The 18,065-nt window shown below is 65.2% G+C and carries 19 protein-coding genes; 11 read left to right on the top strand and 8 right to left on the bottom strand.

Features of this window, described 5'->3' with window-relative positions; translation table 11 throughout:
- The first annotated feature begins 426 nt into the window (after positions 1–426).
- A complete protein-coding gene (locus tag ACPUER_RS04755; RefSeq protein ID WP_425130490.1) occupies positions 427–2,940 on the top strand; it encodes an EAL domain-containing protein in 2,514 nt (837 codons plus the stop codon).
- A gap of 235 nt (positions 2,941–3,175) precedes the next feature.
- Positions 3,176–4,123 (top strand): GlxA family transcriptional regulator, encoded by a 948-nt coding sequence (locus tag ACPUER_RS04750; RefSeq protein WP_425130540.1) that lies wholly within the window; start codon positions 3,176–3,178, stop codon positions 4,121–4,123.
- A 55-nt stretch (positions 4,124–4,178) separates the two neighbouring features.
- Here the strand turns inward: ACPUER_RS04750 and ACPUER_RS04745 are convergent, their stop codons facing one another.
- The 6 genes from ACPUER_RS04745 to ACPUER_RS04720 all read right to left on the bottom strand — a co-directional run bounded on the left by ACPUER_RS04745 (position 4,179) and on the right by ACPUER_RS04720 (position 8,258).
- Entirely contained in the window at positions 4,179–4,661 is a 483-nt protein-coding gene (locus tag ACPUER_RS04745; protein WP_175960404.1) for a YybH family protein, read from the bottom strand.
- A gap of 124 nt (positions 4,662–4,785) precedes the next feature.
- Positions 4,786–5,640, bottom strand: a complete 855-nt coding sequence (locus tag ACPUER_RS04740) for a DJ-1/PfpI family protein (RefSeq protein WP_425130489.1) — start codon at positions 5,638–5,640, stop codon at positions 4,786–4,788.
- Between the two features lie 150 nt (positions 5,641–5,790).
- Positions 5,791–6,537, bottom strand: a complete 747-nt coding sequence (locus ACPUER_RS04735) for an SDR family oxidoreductase (protein WP_425130488.1) — start codon at positions 6,535–6,537, stop codon at positions 5,791–5,793.
- 134 nt (positions 6,538–6,671) lie between these two features.
- Positions 6,672–6,914 (bottom strand): hypothetical protein, encoded by a 243-nt coding sequence (locus ACPUER_RS04730; protein WP_425130487.1) that lies wholly within the window; start codon positions 6,912–6,914, stop codon positions 6,672–6,674.
- Between the two features lie 19 nt (positions 6,915–6,933).
- Entirely contained in the window at positions 6,934–7,305 is a 372-nt protein-coding gene (locus ACPUER_RS04725; RefSeq protein ID WP_072438321.1) for a DoxX family protein, read from the bottom strand.
- An 80-nt stretch (positions 7,306–7,385) separates the two neighbouring features.
- Entirely contained in the window at positions 7,386–8,258 is an 873-nt protein-coding gene (locus tag ACPUER_RS04720; protein WP_425130486.1) for an NmrA family NAD(P)-binding protein, read from the bottom strand.
- Positions 8,259–8,476: 218 nt separating this feature from the next.
- On the opposite strand from ACPUER_RS04720, the gene ACPUER_RS04715 reads away from it, so the two are divergent.
- Both ACPUER_RS04715 and ACPUER_RS04710 read left to right on the top strand, forming a co-directional pair.
- Positions 8,477–8,896, top strand: a complete 420-nt coding sequence (locus ACPUER_RS04715; RefSeq protein ID WP_310130721.1) for a helix-turn-helix domain-containing protein — start codon at positions 8,477–8,479, stop codon at positions 8,894–8,896.
- Between the two features lie 180 nt (positions 8,897–9,076).
- A complete protein-coding gene (locus ACPUER_RS04710; RefSeq protein WP_425130485.1) occupies positions 9,077–10,285 on the top strand; it encodes an MFS transporter in 1,209 nt (402 codons plus the stop codon).
- A gap of 26 nt (positions 10,286–10,311) precedes the next feature.
- Here the strand turns inward: ACPUER_RS04710 and ACPUER_RS04705 are convergent, their stop codons facing one another.
- Entirely contained in the window at positions 10,312–11,730 is a 1,419-nt protein-coding gene (locus ACPUER_RS04705; protein ID WP_425130484.1) for a heavy metal sensor histidine kinase, read from the bottom strand.
- A complete protein-coding gene (locus ACPUER_RS04700; protein WP_175960414.1) occupies positions 11,727–12,398 on the bottom strand; it encodes a heavy metal response regulator transcription factor in 672 nt (223 codons plus the stop codon). The genes ACPUER_RS04705 and ACPUER_RS04700 overlap by 4 nt, the downstream gene beginning before the upstream one ends.
- 267 nt (positions 12,399–12,665) lie before the next feature.
- On the opposite strand from ACPUER_RS04700, the gene ACPUER_RS04695 reads away from it, so the two are divergent.
- The 7 genes from ACPUER_RS04695 (at position 12,666) to ACPUER_RS04665 (ending at position 17,940) form a co-directional block, all read left to right on the top strand.
- Positions 12,666–13,022 (top strand): hypothetical protein, encoded by a 357-nt coding sequence (locus ACPUER_RS04695; protein ID WP_425130483.1) that lies wholly within the window; start codon positions 12,666–12,668, stop codon positions 13,020–13,022.
- A gap of 88 nt (positions 13,023–13,110) precedes the next feature.
- Complete coding sequence (locus ACPUER_RS04690) at positions 13,111–13,407, top strand: hypothetical protein (protein WP_425130482.1); 297 nt, start codon at positions 13,111–13,113, stop codon at positions 13,405–13,407.
- Positions 13,404–14,888, top strand: coding sequence for a TolC family protein (locus tag ACPUER_RS04685; RefSeq protein ID WP_425130481.1), 1,485 nt, complete (start codon positions 13,404–13,406; stop codon positions 14,886–14,888). The genes ACPUER_RS04690 and ACPUER_RS04685 overlap by 4 nt, the downstream gene beginning before the upstream one ends.
- 1 nt (position 14,889) lies before the next feature.
- Entirely contained in the window at positions 14,890–16,185 is a 1,296-nt protein-coding gene (locus ACPUER_RS04680) for a multicopper oxidase family protein (RefSeq protein WP_425130480.1), read from the top strand.
- Between the two features lie 74 nt (positions 16,186–16,259).
- On the top strand, positions 16,260–16,607 hold the full coding sequence (locus ACPUER_RS04675) for a copper-binding protein (RefSeq protein ID WP_425130539.1): 348 nt from the start codon (positions 16,260–16,262) through the stop codon (positions 16,605–16,607).
- A gap of 14 nt (positions 16,608–16,621) precedes the next feature.
- A complete protein-coding gene (gene copC / locus ACPUER_RS04670) occupies positions 16,622–17,002 on the top strand; it encodes a copper homeostasis periplasmic binding protein CopC (protein WP_175960423.1) in 381 nt (126 codons plus the stop codon).
- The gene (locus ACPUER_RS04665) at positions 16,999–17,940 is read left to right on the top strand and encodes a copper resistance D family protein (protein ID WP_425130479.1); all 942 of its coding nucleotides are present in this window, start codon (positions 16,999–17,001) and stop codon (positions 17,938–17,940) included. The genes copC and ACPUER_RS04665 overlap by 4 nt, the downstream gene beginning before the upstream one ends.
- Positions 17,941–18,065: the final 125 nt, after the last annotated feature.

Here is an 18,065-nt window from a genome sequence, read left to right as displayed (position 1 = left end):
GGCAGTCGCCGACGGCGTCGATCCCGCCGCGAGCGGGATCGGCGGAGCATGCGATGTCGATCCGAACACGATGGCACGTGTCACCCTGCCCGCAGCCGCTCGACTTGCCGCCGCGCAACCCGGATGTCGTCCTGGCACTCAACTCTTGTCCGAATCTGCCGTTAACTCAGGGCGGCTGCCCCTGAGAGGGCGGTGCGCCGGCGTGTGGATTCGCCGGACAAGGGGGCGTCGGCCGTGGTCTCGGGGTCAAAGTGCCGCGCGCGTCGCCACGACGCCTCAAGCGATGGGTCGATTCCCCGTTTGCGAGTTCGATGAGTACGCAACCATTCGGGGCAAGTGAGATCGTATCTTGCCTGCCGCCGCGGGCGAGCCCGAAGGTTGCCGGATCGACGTGCGCCGGCGAGGATTTTTCGTCTTGGTTAGAGAATGTATCCGAACAGCTACGATGTTCCGATTGCGCGCCTCGTTGCGCGTCAGATTCTGTCCTGCGCGCCCGCCACGCCGGTGCGGGAGGTCGCGCGACGCATGTTCGCCGAACGTTGCAGCTCGATCGTCGTGATGCAGGATGAAGAGGTCGTCGGGATCTGGACCGAGCATGATGCACTGTCGGCCGGCGACGATCCGCGCGAACTCGATAGGCCGGTCAGCGAGGTGATGAGTCATCCGGTGCTGACGCTCGAGGCCGATACGCCGCTGGGCGAAGCCGCGATGAAGTTCAAGCAGTCGGGCGTGCGGCACTTCGTGGTGGTCCGGGATGGCGCCGCGATCGGCGTGCTGACGCAGACCGACGTCGTCGTGAACCAGGGGTCGGAATTTTTCCTGCACCTGAAGCCGATCGAATCGATCTGCGTCCATCCGCCCGTTGTGGTGCCCGAGCAGGTCGCACTGCACGAAGTCATCGCGCGGATGCGCGCGCAACGGCTCGATGCGATCCTCGTCAGCTACGACGACGGCGAGCATGGCATCCTGACCGAACGGGACATCGTCCGGCTCTTGGCGGACGGCGGGGCCCAAGGCGTGGTCGGGGCCTATGCGAGCAAGCCGCTGCAGATGCTGACCGCCAAGCAGAGCCTGTATGCGGCGCAGCGCTTCATGACCGAGCACAATATGCGGCATGTTGGCATCCAGGACGAGGATGGCAGGCTGACCGGGCTGCTCTGTTTCGCGGATGTGCTGCAGAGCATCGAGCACGAATACGCGAACGAGCTGCGCAGCGCCTTGCGCGAGCGCGACGAAGCGCTGGGTCTCGCGCGCTTCAACCTGCGCATGGCGGACCGGGTGTTCGAATCGGCACTCGAAGGCATCATGGTGACCGACCGGCACGCGAAGATCGAGCGCGTCAACCAGGCCTTCACGCGCCTGACCGGGTACACCGAGGACGAAGTGATCGGGCGCAACCCGGGCCTGCTGAGTTCCGGGCGCCAGACGCCCGATTTCTACAAGCAGCTGTGGCATTCGCTAACGACCGATGGCCACTGGCAAGGCGAAATCTGGAATCGCCGCAAGACCGGCGAGCTGTTTCTCGAATACCTGACGATCACCAGCATTCGCGACAGCGAAGGCGAGATCTCCCACTACGCGGCGATCTTTTCCGACATCACGCAGCGGCGCCAGGCGGAGGAGCGGCTGGGCTATCTCGCCACGCACGACGTGCTCACCAATCTCGCGAACCGGATGCTGTTCGAGGAGCGGCTCGCGCACGCGATCGTCCACGCGAAGCGGCTCGGTCGCAAGGTCGCGGTGATGTACCTCGATCTCGACCGCTTCAAGCTGGTCAACGATACGCTCGGCCACAACGCCGGCGACGAGGTGCTGAAGATGGTCGCGGAGCGCATCGTCGCGAAAGTGCGCGCGAACGACACGGTGGCGCGCATGGGCGGTGACGAATTCGCGCTCGTGCTCGAGGAGGTCGACGATGTCCGCGACGTCGGGCGAGTTGCGCGCAAGCTGCTGGACGAAGTGGGGCGGGCGATCGATATCGGTGATCGCGAGATCTTCGTGACGCCGAGCATCGGCATCAGCATCTATCCGGACGACGGCACCGAGGCGGAGGACTTGATCCTGCTCGCGGACCAGGCGATGTACGGCGCGAAGAGCCGCGGCAGGAACGTGTTCCAGTTCTTCGAGAGCAAGATGACGTCGTCGGCGATCGAGCAGCTGGAGACGCTCGGCGAGTTGCACCGCGCGCTCGAGCAGAATGAATTCCGCCTGTTCTACCAGCCGCAATACGATCTGGCCAGCGGCCGGATCGTCGGCGTGGAGGCGCTGCTGCGCTGGTTGCATCCACGCAGGGGCCTGGTGCCGCCGGGCGATTTCATCGGGCTGGCGGAGCGGTCCGCGCTGATCGTCCCGATCGGCAGGTGGGTGCTGCACGAAGCCTGCCGGCAGGCGCGTCGCTGGCTCGACGAGGGCTTCGAGTTCGGGCGTGTGTCGGTGAACGTGTCGGCACGGCAGTGCTTTACCGACCACTTCCTCAGCGACCTGACGACCATTCTCAGCGAAACCGCATTGCCGGCCGAATGCCTGCAGCTCGAGTTGCTCGAAAGCATGGCGATGAACACCCGCGAGGAAATGGGCATCCTGCTGCGCGAACTGGCGACGCGGGGGATCAGCCTGGCGATCGACGATTTCGGTACGGGCTATTCGTCGCTGGTGTATCTGAAGGATCTGCCCGTCGATACGCTGAAGATCGATCAGTCGTTCCTCGCGGACTGCGGTTCGGGCAGCACGGACGACGCGATCGTGCGAGCGATCGTCGCGATGGGGCGCGCGCTGGGGCTCGATGTCGTGATGGAGGGCGTCGAGACGGCAAAGCAGCTGGCCTTCCTGCAGGAGATCGGTTGCCACCAGGGACAGGGCTTCCTGTTCGCGCGGCCGCAGCCCGCCGACCAGCTGGCCGGCATCTCGTCGCGCCGCGGCGCTGAATTGCTGGCAGAGTGAGCCGGTCGCGGGGCGCGCCGCGGCGCGTTCACGCGCCGGCGGGTTGACTGACGCATGCGGTGCGGACCGGCTGCCGCACGGCGCGTAATCGGTCGAAGTCGTTACCGTTCCAATGACACTTCAACTGGTGGGTGAGGGGCATATGACGTTTTTCTGTCATTTCCGCCTGCATGGCACGATTTGAGGGATGTCCGTAAAATACGCCTTCTCAGGGTATTCGGCCAACGACTCCGTCATGCATCGAATCGGGTTTTTTGTTTGCAGTGGCTACGACGCTCTCGATCTTGGGGGGCCACTGTCGGCCTTTAATCAGGTGGCCACAGCCGCCGGCCATACTCCGTACGATCTTCATGTCATCTCGCAGTCTGGAGGCCCGGTACGTGGCAATACCGGCCTTTCGATCGAAACCAAGCCGGTCGGAAGGCGCATGTTTGACACCGTCGTTTTCGTGGGCGGTGATATCAGCCCGATGCAGACACCGGGGAACATCGCCGCTGCCAGGAAATTGTGCGCCAGGGCGTCGCGGGTGGCGAGCGTGTGTACCGGAGCGTTTCTGCTTGCGGAAACCGGCTTGCTGGACGGCTTGAGAGCAACCACGCACTGGCGGTACGCTGCGCTGTTGCAGTCCCGCTTCCCTCGCGCCCGGGTCGAGGGCGATAGCATCTATATCGTAGACGGCCGCATCTGGACGTCGGCGGGCATTGCCTCCGGAATTGACCTGGCGCTCGGCTTGATCGAAAGAGATATGGGTGCGGAAGTCGCGCGCGCTGTTTCCAGGCTTCTGGTTGTTCCGTACCGTCGACCGGGCGGGCAGTCCCAATTCTCCGCCATGTCGCAAATGGAGCCTGAATCGGATCGTATCCGCATCGCCCTGAACTTCGCGAGAGAACATCTGGCCGAAGCGCTACCCGTGGAACGACTCGCCGATGCGGCAAGATTGAGTCCGAGGCAGTTCGGACGAGCGTTTCGTCGGGAAACCGGGGAAACACCTGCCAAGGCGGTCGAACGTTTGCGCGTCGAAGCTGCGAGGCTGCGCCTGCAGGACGGTAGTGAACCCATCGAACAAATTGCTCTGGCCGTGGGATTCACTGATCCGGAACGCATGCGGAGGGCCTTTATCAAGCTGTATGGCCACCCTCCGCAGGCGATCCGGCGCGAGAGCAGATTGAACAGTGCGCGCTGATCGAGCGCCGGGCTATTGGCGCTCGCGGTACGTGACTACCTGGATCGCGGGGCGCTCAATGGCCGTCGGACTTCTGGGCAGCGTAATCATTCCAGATGTCGCGATGCAATTTCCACGCGCCGCCCTCCTTCAGAAAGAGGAGGATCTGCTTACCGCGGTATTTGAGGTTTCCAACATGGTCACGGATTTCCGCATCTGAAACCTCCGTCACGGTCCGGTCGTTACCGTAGAACTCGTAATTGCTGAACGATACGGTGTCGGGTTTTGCCCCGGCATACCCGTTGGCGAAGTGCGCGGCAATCGCGCTGCCCCCCGTCACCCTGTCGCCGCCGGGCGGCAGGAGTGCGCCGTCTTTCGTATACAGACGGCCTATCGCGTCGTAGTCCCCTCGCGCAAAGGCATCCGCCCATCGCGCGTTCTCGGCTTTGATGGCCGCTTCGGTTTGAGGCTGCGGGCCGCCGGCAATGGCTGGCACCGCAAACGCGAAAAAGGTAGAGCAGGCTGCAAGGGCTGCAGTAAAACGACGAATCTGTTGCATTTGAGGATTTCCGATCAGGGTTTGAATCGAAGGGCTGCGCCAGCTTGGGGAGGTGAGGCAAGCGATGTCGGCCGCGGCTTCATCGAAACGCGTGCAAGTCCCACCGACATTGGCCGCGGGCATCTCAGCGAACGCCAGGGATGCGTGCGAGCCCCCTGGATGCACCAGGCAGTTCCTTGTCGACCATCGCGATGATTTCCGGCCGTGCGTCTCTGGGATGACCGGAATGGAACGGCGGAGCGGGATCGTATTCGATCACGAGTTGCGTGAATTCGGCGGCCTGCCGACCGCGCAGCTTCTCTGCGACGCGAAGTGCGAAATCGATGCCCGCCGTCACGCCGCCGCCGCTCATGAAGCGGCCGTTGTCGTCTTCCACGAACCGATCCGGCACGGGGATCGCGCCATATTCGGACAGCTTGTTGACGAAGGCCCAATGGCAGGCGCTTCGCTTGCCCTTGAGAATGCCCGTCGCAGCGAGCACCAGCGATCCGTTGCAAACCGACGTTACATGTTTGGCGCTTTCCGCCAAACGCCGGATCTGCGCTTGATACTCGGGCCGCATCGGCGCCGTCAAATCGGACCCGCCGGGCACCAGAATCAGGTCCGTCTTTTCGATATCGGCCAGTCGTTCGGTCTTGCCATACACGACCCCGAATTCGAGGGTCACGTTGCCCCCATTGAGGCTCGCATAGCGAACGTTCGTATTCGGCAACCGGTGGAAAATTTCGCTGGGGCCGGCGAAGTCGAGAAGCGTCCCTCCGTCGTAATTGACAATCAAAATGTTGAGCGGGTCATCCGGAGCAAGTTCTCCGTTGCTGGCGGCCCGCGCGAGAGCAGGCGTGGTGTGGCCAAGCAGGGGTCCGCCACCCAGCACGGCGCCCAGCGTGGCGATGCTGCCGAGCTTGAGAATATCGCGGCGCGAGCGGCCTGCTCTGGTAAGTGCCTTTCCGTAGGCATTCTTTTCGCTGCTGTCGGTCAAGATCATTTCTCCTTGCGCTTCGGCCCCTCCGTGCGCAACAGGGTTGGGGCCGGATTGAAAACCACCACGACAAGCATGCGGGTGGACGTGTGATCAAGGTGTGGATGAGCCGGAAGAACGTGCAGGGCTCCTGAATCGGAACGCGCAGGCTTAAAGCTGCGAGGCGCCGCCATCGACAACCAGCTCGCTGCCGACAACGTAGGAGGATTCGTCGCTTGCGAGATAGAGCGCCGCGTAGGCAATGTCCTCTGCCTTTCCCAGATGGCCTACCGGGATGGTCTTCGCGAACTCGCTTTTGAAGTTGCGGACATCCTCGTCCGACATCCCCCACTTGCTGAGCAGGGGCGTGTCCGTGCCGCCAGGCGCGATCGCGTTGAACCGGATCTTGCGATCGAGAAACTCGTGGGACCAGCTACGGGCAAGCGATCGCACGGCGGCCTTCGCCGCCGCGGTCAACGAGATGCCATGCTTGCCGGTCTGGGCGACGAACGATGTGTTGAGGATGACTGAGGAACCCTCTCGCAAGTCCGGCAGCACCGCTTGAAGCGTGAACACCACGCCCTTGACGTTGATGTCCATGATCTCGTTGTAGAGGTGGTCGTCGATGTCGTTGACCGCGGACGGGAAAGCCCAGCCAGCGTTGGCGAACACGACATCCAGTCCGCCGAACTGCTCTTTTACCTCTGCGGCAATCGCTCGCATGTCCTCGATCGAACGTACATCGCCCTTGAGAACCAACGCATTCTCGCCAAGCTCGGCCTTCACGCGCTCGAACACTGCATCGTCGCGACCGGTAACCGCAACTCGGGCGCCTTCTGCAATGAAAAGCCTGGCGGTCGCGAGACCGATGCCGCTGGTACCGCCCGTAATCAAAGCTGACTTGTTCTTGAGCCTCATCGTCTGTTCCTTTCCTTGCTCGAGATTGATCACACCGGACGCACAAGGCGCAATCGCGTTCGTGCACGTGTTCCGGCTCGATTCCTGCGCAAATTATGGAACCTGGATTGAATGGCTCAAAGGTCGTATAACCCTCAAAATGCGTCATTAAATTTAACCTGATGACGACACGCGTTGGGGTCTATTGGCGGCTGCGCGCAACAATGCCGGGCAGCGCGTTCGATGTCGCCGCTGCGAAAAGTGGCGCGTTCAATGAAGCGCCTGAGGAAACCGGGCGCCTTGGCGGCGATGGCGTTGGACTTTGGCGCGACAATCATGTCGGCGCGTCGCCCGATACCCGCCACGATGTCGCGCACGACCTGCTCGCGCGGAATCATCTAGAAGGCCGCGCAAGGTTCAGGACCACGCCTTGGAACCGGCAGCGAGCCGCTGACGCCAGGCAATCCAGCCGACAGCAATCGATAGTGTCGCCACGACAAGTGGCGCCACTCCATGTCCGTATTCGCCGTTGACCGTGACGGTTGCCAGCGCAGCCAGCATCACGGTGCAGCCGAGCGCCGCGCCCCACAGCCGCGTCGGTGCTCGCGCCAGCAGAACGGCGGTCATGAGTTCCAGCGAACCAGTCACGAAATGGAACCAGTGCGGATATCCCCACTTCAAGTATTCCTCAACGATAGATCGCGGGGCGATGATGTTGCTGAGCGATCCCACGACGAAAAAGGCGGCAAGAACCCAAGGTAATACCTGGCGCCAGGAAATCTTGGACATTCGTTCTACCTTCCCTGATGAGGGCGCTGCCGAGGGCCAGTGTGGCCGCGTGGCCGGACGAGCCGGCCGATCTCCGCTGTTCATGCCGTAGCGGCGTTGCGGGCCGCCGCAAAGACATCGCGAGGGGACGTCGTGCCCACGACGTGCTCCGTACCCGCGACGCCGAGGTCCATCCAGCCTGCGTTGACGGCATCGAACATCGCTTCGGCCGATCCGGTCTGGCCCTTCGGGATGCCAAACTGTTCGAATGCCGCCGGCCACCCGGCCCGCGGGATGGCAAAGGCCTTGACGTCGCGCCGCAAGACTTCGCCCAGCTGGGCCGCGACTTCATCCGCGCTGACCATCGAGCCAAGCTCTACGACGCGATGCCCGGACCACGCGGGCCCGGTCAGCAGCGTCGCTACCTCGGCGCCGACATCGTCGGTCGCGACCATGGTCGACTTCCGACTCGTCGGGTTGTAGTAGACGGGTAGCGTGCCGCCCTGGGCGACGTGCAGGCCGTAAAGGAAGTTTTCGAAAAACCCGCCGGCTCGTACATGGGCGATCGGCAACGTCAGGTGGCGCAGTCCTTGTTCCAGAAGCGACAGGGCCGTGATCATTCCCAGCCCGCTGGTTCGGTTCGCCCCCATCGACGACAACACGACCACCCGCGGCGGTGCCACCCTGGTCAGCGCCTCGACATAGTTCGCGATCACGCTCTTTGCTTCGCTGAAATCAGGCGAGGGTGCCCAAACAGCCGGCAGCATGACGAATGCACCTTCGACCCCTTCGAGCGCCCTCTCTACGGCGGCCGCATCATTCCAGTCGCCGTCGATCAGTTCCACACCTTGATCCGCCCAATTCGTCGCCTTCTCGCGATTGCGGACCAGTGCCCGCACTTTCCTGCCTTGCGCCAGCAGATGTCGGGCTGTTGCGCCACCTACGCGTCCTGTAATTCCCATTACTAAGAACATGTGTTTCTCCTGAAATTGATATTGCCCTTGAACGCCAACATTTCTGCGGCTGGGGCTGCGGCTGGGGTGACTGGTACGGAAGGCCGGCGGGAACAGGGTTTGACATTGGAACTCCCTGATGGGCGGTCCTTGTGTGAGGGCAGGTCTATCATAGAGACCTATGCCTCGCGCCGGAAGGAGGCACTTTTTTGTTACCAGAAGAGTTAAAGGGAACCCGAATGAGCGCCGCCCGGAATGCGATCGAGAGATTCAGCCGATATCAACGTCAAGTGGGCGACGCCCAGCCCGCACACTGCGCGGTTCGCGACGTGCTCGACCGCATCGGCGACAAATGGAGCATGCTCATGATCATGGAACTCGCGACGCGATCGCAGCGCTTCAGTGAGCTTCACCGAGCCATCCCGGACATTTCCAAGCGCATGCTTACCCAGACACTCCGCGATCTGGAGCGCGACGGACTCATCACCCGCCATGTTTTTCCCACCAGCCCGCCAAGCGTCGAATATCGTCTGGCCCCGCTAGGCCAATCCCTGTTGGACCCGATGGCGGCCCTCATCGATTGGGCCGATCGTCGTTATCCCGACATCCATGCCGCGCGCGTCCGCTTTGACGGCGCATCCGGTGATGTCCCGCGCTAGATGCCCAGCCCGATGTGATGGTGGTATCGAAAGCCCGAAGCGGCCAGCTTATGTCCTGCTTTGCAGATGGCGCGGAAGGACGTATCACGCGCGCGAGATAGCCCGTGCCTGCCGCGTGTCACCGGCCCGCAGTAGTATCGGTGGCGTCCCGTATCAGGATTCCCGAATCGAGAGCGACCCATGCAGACCGAATCGTCGACCGGCATTCTTCGCCAGATCCCGCGCAGCGTCTGGGTGTTGGGCTGCGTCAGCCTGTTGATGGACGTATCGTCGGAGATCATCCACAGCCTGTTGCCGATGTTCCTGATGGCGGGGCTCGGCGCGAGCGCGACCACGATCGGTGTCATCGAGGGGATCGCCGAGGCGACGGCGCCGGTCGTCAAGGTGTTCTCCGGCACGTTGAGCGACTATCTGCGCAATCGCAAGTGGCTGGCGGTCGCCGGATACGGGCTCGGCGCGCTCAGCAAGCCGCTGTTCGCCATCGCACCGACGATCGGCGTCGTGGTGACGGCGCGGATCGTCGACCGGATCGGCAAGGGAATCCGGGGCGCTCCGCGCGACGCGCTGGTGGCCGACGTCACGCCGGTCCACCTGCGCGGCGCCGCGTACGGACTGCGGCAGTCGCTCGACACGGTGGGTGCGTTTCTCGGGCCGCTGCTGGCCGTCGCCATCATGCTGATGTGGCGCGACGACTTCCGCCTCGCATTCTGGCTGGCCGTGATCCCGGGCATGCTGGCCGTGGCGCTGCTCGCGTTCGGTATCGAAGAGCCGGCGCGCGCACCGGGCGACAAGCGCGTCAACCCGATCCGCCGCGACGTCGTGAAGCAACTCGGCGCGCGCTACTGGTGGGTCGTCGCCGTCGGTGCCGTGTTCACGCTGGCGCGCTTCAGCGAGGCTTTCCTGGTGCTGCGCGCGATGGGTAGCGGTGTACCCGTTGCGCTCGTTCCGCTCGTGATGGTGGCGATGAACGTCGTGTACGCGTTGTCGGCCTATCCGTTCGGCAAGCTCGCCGACACGACGAGCCACACGAAGCTGATGGTGGCCGGACTCGTCATGCTGATCGCAGCCGACCTCGTGCTCGCGCACGGCACGCACTGGGGAACCGTACTCGTCGGCGTGGCGCTGTGGGGGCTCCATATGGGGATGACGCAAGGGTTGCTCGCCACGATGGTCGCGCGTGCCGCGCCGTCCGAATTGAGAGGCACGGCGTTCGGCGTTTTCAATCTGCTCAGTGGCGTCGCGACGCTCGTATCGAGCGTCGTCGCCGGCATCCTGTGGGACAGGGCGGGCGCCGCGGCGACGTTCTACGCAGGGGCGGTGTTCAGCGCGGCGACCATTGCGCTGCTCGTCCGCTTGCGCGGATCGTTCGATGCCGCGCAAGCGCGGTGATCGCAAGCCGGCAGCGAACTGCCAAACTAACTATCGGTGCCGCGCGGAAAGTAAAGCGCGAACGTCGTGCGTCCGTCGCTGCTTGCGACCTCGACCTTGCCGCGATGCAGTTCCATGATCGACTTGACGATCGCGAGCCCGAGCCCCGCGTTCCGCGCCGCACCGTGCCGCGACGAATCGATGCGGTAGAAGCGCTCGAAGATCCGGTCGACCTGTTCGGGCGGAATCGCGGCGCCGCGATTCGTGACCTCGACGACCGCGTAACCGGCCTGCACGGAAACGGCCAGTTCGATCGTCGACGCGGCTTGCGCATGTTCGAGCGCGTTCGATGCGAGGTTGCTGACTGCACGCCGGAATAGCGTTGCGTCCGCAACGACCGGCGCATTGCCGCGCACGTCGATGCGCACGCCGGCCTCGTCGGCCAGTGCCTGGAAATACGACGCGAGCCTGCGCAGTTCGCTGCCCGCGTCGAGTTCGACGGTTTTCAGGTGCTGCCGCGCATTGTCGGTGCGCGCGAGAAACAGCATGTTCTCGATCATCCGCTGCAGCCGTTCGCATTCCTCGATATTCGAATCGATCAGCGCTTCGTATTCTTCGGTCGTGCGTGCGCGCGACAACGTGATCTGCGACGAGCTGATCATGTTGGCGAGCGGCGTGCGCATGTCGTGCGCGAGATCGGACGAGAACTGCGACAGCCGCACGAACGCGCGTTCGAGACGGTCGAGCATCCGGTTGACCGAGGTCGCGAGCTCGCGCAGCTCGACCGGGCCGCCGCGCGCATCGAGGCGCGCGTTCAGGTTGTGCGCCTCGATGAGCGACGTCTGCCGGCCGAGGCTCTCGACCGGGCGCAGGCCGCGCGACGCGACCGCATAACCGAGCGCGCCGACCAGCAGCGCGCCGACGGCGGCCGCGAGCCAGATGTCGACGCGATAGCTTTCGAGCAGTGACTGGCGATCCGTCGCCGTGCGTGCGAGCGCGACCTGGATCGCCTCGCCGGACGGCAGCGTGGCGCGTGCATAGACGCAGCGCGACGCGCCGATGCCGGGCGGCGAGCAGGTGAACGGGTCGCCGGGTTTACCGGTTCCGCTGGCCGCATGCGGCGCGGCGATCACCGTGGCGAGCGTATTGCCGGCTTCGTCGGTGTGCTCGACGAGTGGGCGGTTCTGCCCGTCGTAGATGCCGAGATAGACGCCCGGATGCGATAGCAGCACCTCGTGGAACACGGCCGGATCGGCGCGCAGCGCGGCTGTCGATCCGCTCGCGTGCGCGAGCTGCAGGAACTGGTTGAGCTTGCCGGAGATCTCGATGTCGTCGCGCCGCGTCAGTTCGGCGGACAGCGAACGATAGAGGTACGCGCCGGTCAGCGCGAACACGAGCGCGGCGACGACGGCGAACGCGAGCGTCAGGCGCCGCAGCAGCGAATACGAAGCCGGGCTGGCGGTCACGAACGATCCTCGAGCACGTAACCCATGCCGCGGATCGTGTGGATCAGCTTCCTGTCGTAAGCATTGTCGATCTTCGCGCGCAGCCGCTTGATCGCCGCATCGACGACGTTCGTGTCGCTGTCGAAATTCATGTCCCAGATCTGCGACGTGATGAAGGTGCGCGTCAGCACTTCGCCCTCGCGTTCCGCGAGCAGTTGCAGCAGCGCGAATTCCTGCGCGGTCAGGTCGATGCGGTGGTCGGCGCGCCGCACGCGGCGCTTGATCAGGTCGACTTCGAGATCGGCCACATTCAGGATGTCGCGCACGTTGCGCGGCGCGCGCCGCAGCAGCGAGCGGATGCGCGCGAGGAACTCGGCATACGCGAACGGCTTGAGCAGGTAGTCGTCGGCGCCCAGTTCGAGGCCGGCGACCTTGTCCTCGATCGCCTCGCGGGCCGTGAGCAGCAGCACGGGCGTCTGCTTCTGCGCGCGCAGCCGCCGGAGCACCTCGAAGCCGTCCATCTCCGGCAGCATCACGTCGAGTACGACGAGATCGAAATCCTCGTGCAGCGCGAGGAACAGCCCGTCCTTGCCGTTCTCCGCGATGTCGACCGTGTAGCTCGCCTCCATCAGCCCCTTCCGGAGGTACGACGCCATCTTGGGTTCGTCTTCGACTATCAGTATCCGCATGGTGAGGCAGGCTGTCCGTGGTTCCAGCCGGTCAGTGTAACGCCTGAGCTTACGGCGCCGAGCGTGCGCGAAAGATGACCGCCGGATGACGGAAATTTCATGAAGTGCTTACTCGCCGCTTCGCCCGCGTTTCATGAAAATCCTGTCATGTTTCGACCATGTCGTCGTCACGGCGGCGGCGATAAGCTGCAGCCGTGTTGTCCCCGGAGCGCGCCGTCGCGGCGCTGCGCCGGCCGATCCGATCGTTGCCTGCCTGATTCCGTTTCCATGTCGTACTGGCGCAAATTCATCCTCGTCGTGCTGCTGGCGTTGAGCCTGCCGATCCAGTCGTTCGCGACCGTTTCGATGCAGTGCGCGGGCGCTGCGGTGCCGCATGCGGAAGAGGCGCCGCACACGATGTCGACCGAGCAGGGCGCGCGGGGGAACCACGGGGATCACGAAAGCCACGCGGCGTCGTGTGCCGCCTGTGTGTCCTGCTGCTTCGGCACGAGCATGTCCGGTGTGCCAGCGGTACCGGCTGCGTCGGACGCCAGCATCGCGATCGCGTCGTATTCGCCTTCGGCAGTCGTCGTGTCGTTCCTGACCGGCGGCATCGAGCGGCCGCCTCGCCGGATTCCCGTCTAGTCCCTGCCCGCGGCCGACCGGCCGCGACCCGCAATCCGCTCCGCCGGCTGCACGCCAGTCGCCGGACGACTCACGACGAGACTTTTTCATGCGATTGATCACTGCGGCGCTGTTGAGCGCGGCGGCCATCGTGCCGTCGCTCGCGCCTGCGCAACCCCCGCTTCCCGATCCGGCGGACGCCGCCGCGACGGTGCCGGACGTCACCGTGACGTCCGCGTTCGACGGCTACCGGCCGTATCGCGACGACGAAGGCCCGGGCTGGAAGCAGTTGAACCGGGACGTGATGGAGCGGCCCGCGAAGGGGCGCACGACCGGCGCCGCGAAGCCCGGCAACCCGGCGGGCAACGGCGGCGCCCATTCGACGCACGGAGGGGCCGCGCGATGAAGAACTTGTCGATATCGCCGCGAATCGTCGCGGCTGCGGTCGCGTTGGCATTCCTCGCGGGCTGCACGACGTTTTCGAAGGACGGCGGCTTCGGCGCCGTGTCGTCCACCGCGTCGGAACGGATCGGGAAAGACGCCGTCGTCGTCCGCACCGATGCCGACCGCGAAGCCGTCGACAAGCGGACCCGGGAATTGCTCGCGAAGCCGCTGTCGATGGACGATGCAGTTCAGGTCGCGCTGCTGAACAACCGCGGCCTGCAGGCGTCGTACGCGGAGCTCGGGCTGTCGGAGGCCGACCTCGTGCAGGCAGGCCGACTGCCGAACCCGCGCTTCTCGTTCAGCCGCACGCGCGCCGGCGACGGCGAGCTGAGCCTCGGCCGCACGTTCTCGGCGAACGTGTTCGCGCTGCTGACGATGCCGCTCGCGACGAACATCGAGCGCCGCCGTTTCGAACAGACCAAGCTCGAAACGGCCGACGCGATGCTGAAGGTGGCGGCCGACGCGCGCCGCGCGTATGTCGAGGCCGTCGCTGCCGAGCAGGCCGCGAACTATGCGCAGCAGGTGCGCGATGCCTCGAGCGCGGCTGCCGAACTCGCACAGCGCATGCGGCAGGCCGGCAACTTCAGCCGGCTCGATTACGCGCGCGAACAGGCGTTCCATGCCGACGCGGTCGCGCAGCACGCGAAGGCGCGCCAGCAGGCCGTGGCCGCGCGCGAGAAGCTCACGCGCGCGATGGGGCTGTGGGGCGAGCGCACGCAGTACGCGCTGCCCGACCGTTTGCCCGACCTGCCGAAAGCGCGCCCGGACCTGCCCGATCTCGAACGCTTCGCGATGAGCAACCGCCTCGATATCCAGGCCGCGAAGCTGCAGACACAGGGCGTCGCGTCGTCGCTCGGGCTCAGCAAGGCCACGCGCTTCGTCAACGCGGTCGATCTCGGCTACGTGAACAACTACGAGACCGGCAAGGGCCACGAGCACGGCTACGAGATCAGCGTCGAGATTCCGCTGTTCGACTGGGGCGGCGCGAAAGTCGCGCGGGCCGAGGCCGTCTACATGCAGTCGGCGAACCGGCTCGCGAAGACGGCCATCGACGCGCGCTCCGAAGTGCGCGAGTCGTACGCGGCATACGTGACGAGCTACGACGTCGCGAAGCACTATCGCGACGAAGTCGTGCCACTGCGCAAGACGATCTCGGACGAAATGCTGCTGCGCTACAACGGGATGCTCGCGAGCGTGTTCGAGCTGCTGGCCGATGCGCGCGAGCAGGTCGGCGCGGTGAACGGCTACATCGATTCGCTGAAGGACTACTGGCTCGCCGAAACCGATCTGCAGATGGCCGTCGGCGGCCGGCTGCCGACTTCGGGCCCCACGCCGCGCGCGGCGGTTTCCGCCGAACCCGAACCCGGAACCGACGCTGCGCCGCAGCCGGCTTCCTCACCCGCGGCGCAACCCGCGCCCGCAACGCATCCTGAAGGTCATTGACATGGTGTCCCGTCGACAATTTCTCAGCGGCTCGGGCGCCGCGCTGCTGGGCGCGGCGATGGTCAGCAAGGCCGGCGCCGCGTCGCTGCCCGAAGCGCCCACGATGGCGAAAACCGCCACGCAGCCGCCGCTCGTGCCGCCGAACGGCCGCCCGTACACGCCCGTCGCGACGCTGAACGGCTGGACGCTGCCGTGGCGGATGAAGAACGGCTGGAAGGAATTCCACCTGACGGCCGAGCCCATCGTGCGCGAGATGGCGCCCGGCATGAACGCGAACCTGTGGGGCTACAACGGCCAGTCGCCGGGCCCGACGATCGAGGCCGTCGAAGGCGACAAGGTCCGCATCTTCGTGACCAACCGCCTGCCCGAGCACACGACGATCCACTGGCACGGGCTGCGGCTGCCGAACGGGATGGACGGCGTCGGCGGCCTCACGCAGCCGCATATCCCGCCCGGCAAGACCTTCGTCTACGAGTTCCAGCTCGAATCGCACGGCACGTTCATGTATCACCCGCACGCCGACGAGATGGTGCAGATGGCGATGGGGATGATGGGCATGTTCATCGTGCACCCGAAGGATCGCGGCACGATGCCGGTCGATCGCGACTTCGTGTTCCTGCTCGCCGCGTACGACATCGATCCCGGCAGCTACACGCCGCGCGTGAACGAGATGACGGATTTCAACATGTGGACCTTCAACTCGCGCGTGTTCCCGGGCATCGACCCGCTGCCGGTGCGCGCGGGCGACCGCGTGCGGATTCGTTTCGGCAACCTGACGATGACGAACCATCCGATCCACCTGCACGGCTACAGCTTCGAAGTCGCGGGCACCGACGGCGGCTGGATTCCGCCGGCGGCACGCTGGCCGGAAGTGACGGCCGATGTCGCGGTGGGCCAGATGCGCGCGATCGAGTTCACCGCCGATCGCCCGGGCGACTGGGCGTTCCATTGCCACAAGTCGCATCACACGATGAATGCGATGGGCCACCAGGTGCCGAACCTGATCGGCGTGCCGCAGAAGGATCTCGCGAAAAAGATCGGCAAGCTCGTGCCCGACTACATGGCGATGGGCAGCACGGGCGGCGCGATGGGCAACATGGAGATGCCGCTGCCCGACAACACGCTGCCGATGATGACGGGCACGGGCCCGTTCGGGCCGCTGGAGATGGGCGGCATGTTCACGGTGCTCAAGGTGCGGCAGGGGCTCGGCCGCAACGACTATCGTGATCCGGGCTGGTTCCGGCATCCGAAGGGCACCGTCGCATACGAATACACCAGCGATTTGCCGGACGGCTGAGCAGCAGTAGCAGCACGCGGCGGCCGTGCCGATGCGGCTGTCGGTTTCGATTCACTCACTCGGGAGTAAGCATGATGAAGAAGGGACTGGTTTCGATTGCAATGGGTTGCGCGCTGGCGTTCTCCGCCGCGTCGTACGCGGCCGGCGACATGGCCGGCATGGACGTGAGCGGCGGCGCGAAGCAGGGCGCCGACGCGAAGCGCGGGATGTCGCACGGCGAGATCCGCAAGGTCGACACGGCCGCAGGCAGGCTCACGATCAAGCACGGCCCGCTGGACAACCTCGGGATGGACGCGATGACGATGGTGTTCAAGGTGAAGGACCCTGCGATGCTGTCGCAGGTGAAGGCGGGCGACAAGATCGACTTCGTCGCCGAGGACGTGGGCGGTGCGTTGACCGTCGTCGAGCTGAAGAAGCCGTGACGCCGGGCATGAACATGAAGATCACGACTCTCACGCGGCTGGCCGCCTTCGCCGCGGCCGGCGCGATTCTCGCGGCCGCGCCGGTTGCGGCATCGGCGCACGGCAAGCTCGAAAGCGCCGCGCCCGCGACAGGCAGCACGGTCGATACGGCGCCCGACGCGTTGCGGCTTACGTTCAACGAAGACCTCGAACCGACATTCAGTTCGGTGAAGGTGTCGGACGCGAACGGCAACGCCGTCACGCAGGAAAAGGCGAAGGTCGATGCGTCGAATCCGCGCGTGATGACCATCGCGATGCCGAAGCTCGCGCCGGGCGCGTACACGGTGCAGTGGGCGGTGATGACGGCCGACGCGCATCGCACCAAGGGCACCTATACGTTCAAGGTGAAAGGGTGAACGAGGGTTTCGTCGGCCTGCTGCGGCTCGTATCGGTGGCGATCCAGAACGCCGGGTTCGCGGTGATCGTCGGCGCGCTGCTCGGCAGCCACTGGCTCGCGCGCGGCGCGTCGGCGTGGCAGCACGGCATCGCGCGGCGTCTCGTCGCGACGCTGCGCATGGCGTCCGTCGCGTCGCTGCTCGCGGGCACCACCGCGTTCTGGGCGCACTGCGCGCTGATGAGCGAAGTGTCGATGCTCGACGCCGGGCCGGCCGTCCGCGCGATGCTCGTGGGCACCGGCTTCGGCCATGCGTGGCTGGCCGGCGCCGCGTTCATGGCTGTCGTCGTGCTGCTGTCGTTCATCAGGCATGCGAACGACACGCGCTTTCCGTTCGCGATGTGGGCAGCGCTCGCATGCGTCGCGCTCGCGCGCAGCAACGGCGGGCATCCGGTCGACGCAGGGCTGTTCAGCGTGCCGGTGTGGGTCGACTGGCTGCATCTGCTGGCGATCAGCGCGTGGGTCGGGCTCGTGCTCGTGACGGCGTTCGGCGTGATGCCGCGGCTCGTTGGCATGCCCGCGGGCGAACGCGAGACCGGCGCGTCGTTCGTGCAGTCGCTTTCCGATGCGTCGACCTATGCGTTGATCGTGCTGTTCGCGACCGGCGCGTACAACGGATGGCGCGGCGTCGATACGCCCGCCAACCTGCTTGCATCGACATACGGGCAGATCCTGTTGTTGAAGCTCGCGCTCGTGCTGATCGCAGCGGCGCTCGGCGGACACAACCGGTTCTTCGGGATGCCGAAGCTGCTGGCCGCGTTGAAGGACCCGGCCGCCGCGATGCCGGCCGGCCCGTTGCGCCGGTTCGGCGCGGTGTTGCGGATCGAGGCGGTCGTGCTGGCCGGCGTGCTGATGGTGGCGGCCGTGCTCGTGTCGAGCGCGCTGCCGGGGACGGTCTAGCGCGACGGTGCGTTGACAAAGTCACTCAGGGGAATCGTCGCGAGCATGGCGAATTTTTGTCGGACGATTCCCCGCTTTTTATGCGCGATCGTGTGGCCGGTGGCGAACGCGGCGCGATAACGGAA

The organism is Burkholderia sp. DN3021, assembly GCF_049805555.1.
GTDB classification, from domain to species: Bacteria; Pseudomonadota; Gammaproteobacteria; order Burkholderiales; family Burkholderiaceae; genus Burkholderia; species Burkholderia pyrrocinia_C.
The sequence above is the reverse complement of the archived record's forward strand: the minus strand, read 5'-3'. Positions and strand labels throughout refer to the sequence as shown.

What these genes read in the sequence shown, in the direction of transcription:
- ACPUER_RS04755 (WP_425130490.1), top strand. Translation starts at nt 427, where the DNA reads ATGTATCCGAACAGCTACGATGTTCCGATTGCGCGCCTCGTTGCGCGT.
- ACPUER_RS04750 (WP_425130540.1), top strand. Translation starts at nt 3,176, where the DNA reads ATGCATCGAATCGGGTTTTTTGTTTGCAGTGGCTACGACGCTCTCGAT.
- ACPUER_RS04745 (WP_175960404.1), bottom strand. Translation starts at nt 4,661, where the DNA reads ATGCAACAGATTCGTCGTTTTACTGCAGCCCTTGCAGCCTGCTCTACC.
- ACPUER_RS04735 (WP_425130488.1), bottom strand. Translation starts at nt 6,537, where the DNA reads ATGAGGCTCAAGAACAAGTCAGCTTTGATTACGGGCGGTACCAGCGGC.
- ACPUER_RS04730 (WP_425130487.1), bottom strand. Translation starts at nt 6,914, where the DNA reads ATGATTCCGCGCGAGCAGGTCGTGCGCGACATCGTGGCGGGTATCGGG.
- ACPUER_RS04725 (WP_072438321.1), bottom strand. Translation starts at nt 7,305, where the DNA reads ATGTCCAAGATTTCCTGGCGCCAGGTATTACCTTGGGTTCTTGCCGCC.
- ACPUER_RS04720 (WP_425130486.1), bottom strand. Translation starts at nt 8,258, where the DNA reads ATGTTCTTAGTAATGGGAATTACAGGACGCGTAGGTGGCGCAACAGCC.
- ACPUER_RS04715 (WP_310130721.1), top strand. Translation starts at nt 8,477, where the DNA reads ATGAGCGCCGCCCGGAATGCGATCGAGAGATTCAGCCGATATCAACGT.
- ACPUER_RS04710 (WP_425130485.1), top strand. Translation starts at nt 9,077, where the DNA reads ATGCAGACCGAATCGTCGACCGGCATTCTTCGCCAGATCCCGCGCAGC.
- ACPUER_RS04700 (WP_175960414.1), bottom strand. Translation starts at nt 12,398, where the DNA reads ATGCGGATACTGATAGTCGAAGACGAACCCAAGATGGCGTCGTACCTC.
- ACPUER_RS04695 (WP_425130483.1), top strand. Translation starts at nt 12,666, where the DNA reads ATGTCGTACTGGCGCAAATTCATCCTCGTCGTGCTGCTGGCGTTGAGC.
- ACPUER_RS04690 (WP_425130482.1), top strand. Translation starts at nt 13,111, where the DNA reads ATGCGATTGATCACTGCGGCGCTGTTGAGCGCGGCGGCCATCGTGCCG.
- ACPUER_RS04685 (WP_425130481.1), top strand. Translation starts at nt 13,404, where the DNA reads ATGAAGAACTTGTCGATATCGCCGCGAATCGTCGCGGCTGCGGTCGCG.
- ACPUER_RS04680 (WP_425130480.1), top strand. Translation starts at nt 14,890, where the DNA reads ATGGTGTCCCGTCGACAATTTCTCAGCGGCTCGGGCGCCGCGCTGCTG.
- ACPUER_RS04675 (WP_425130539.1), top strand. Translation starts at nt 16,260, where the DNA reads ATGAAGAAGGGACTGGTTTCGATTGCAATGGGTTGCGCGCTGGCGTTC.
- copC (WP_175960423.1), top strand. Translation starts at nt 16,622, where the DNA reads ATGAAGATCACGACTCTCACGCGGCTGGCCGCCTTCGCCGCGGCCGGC.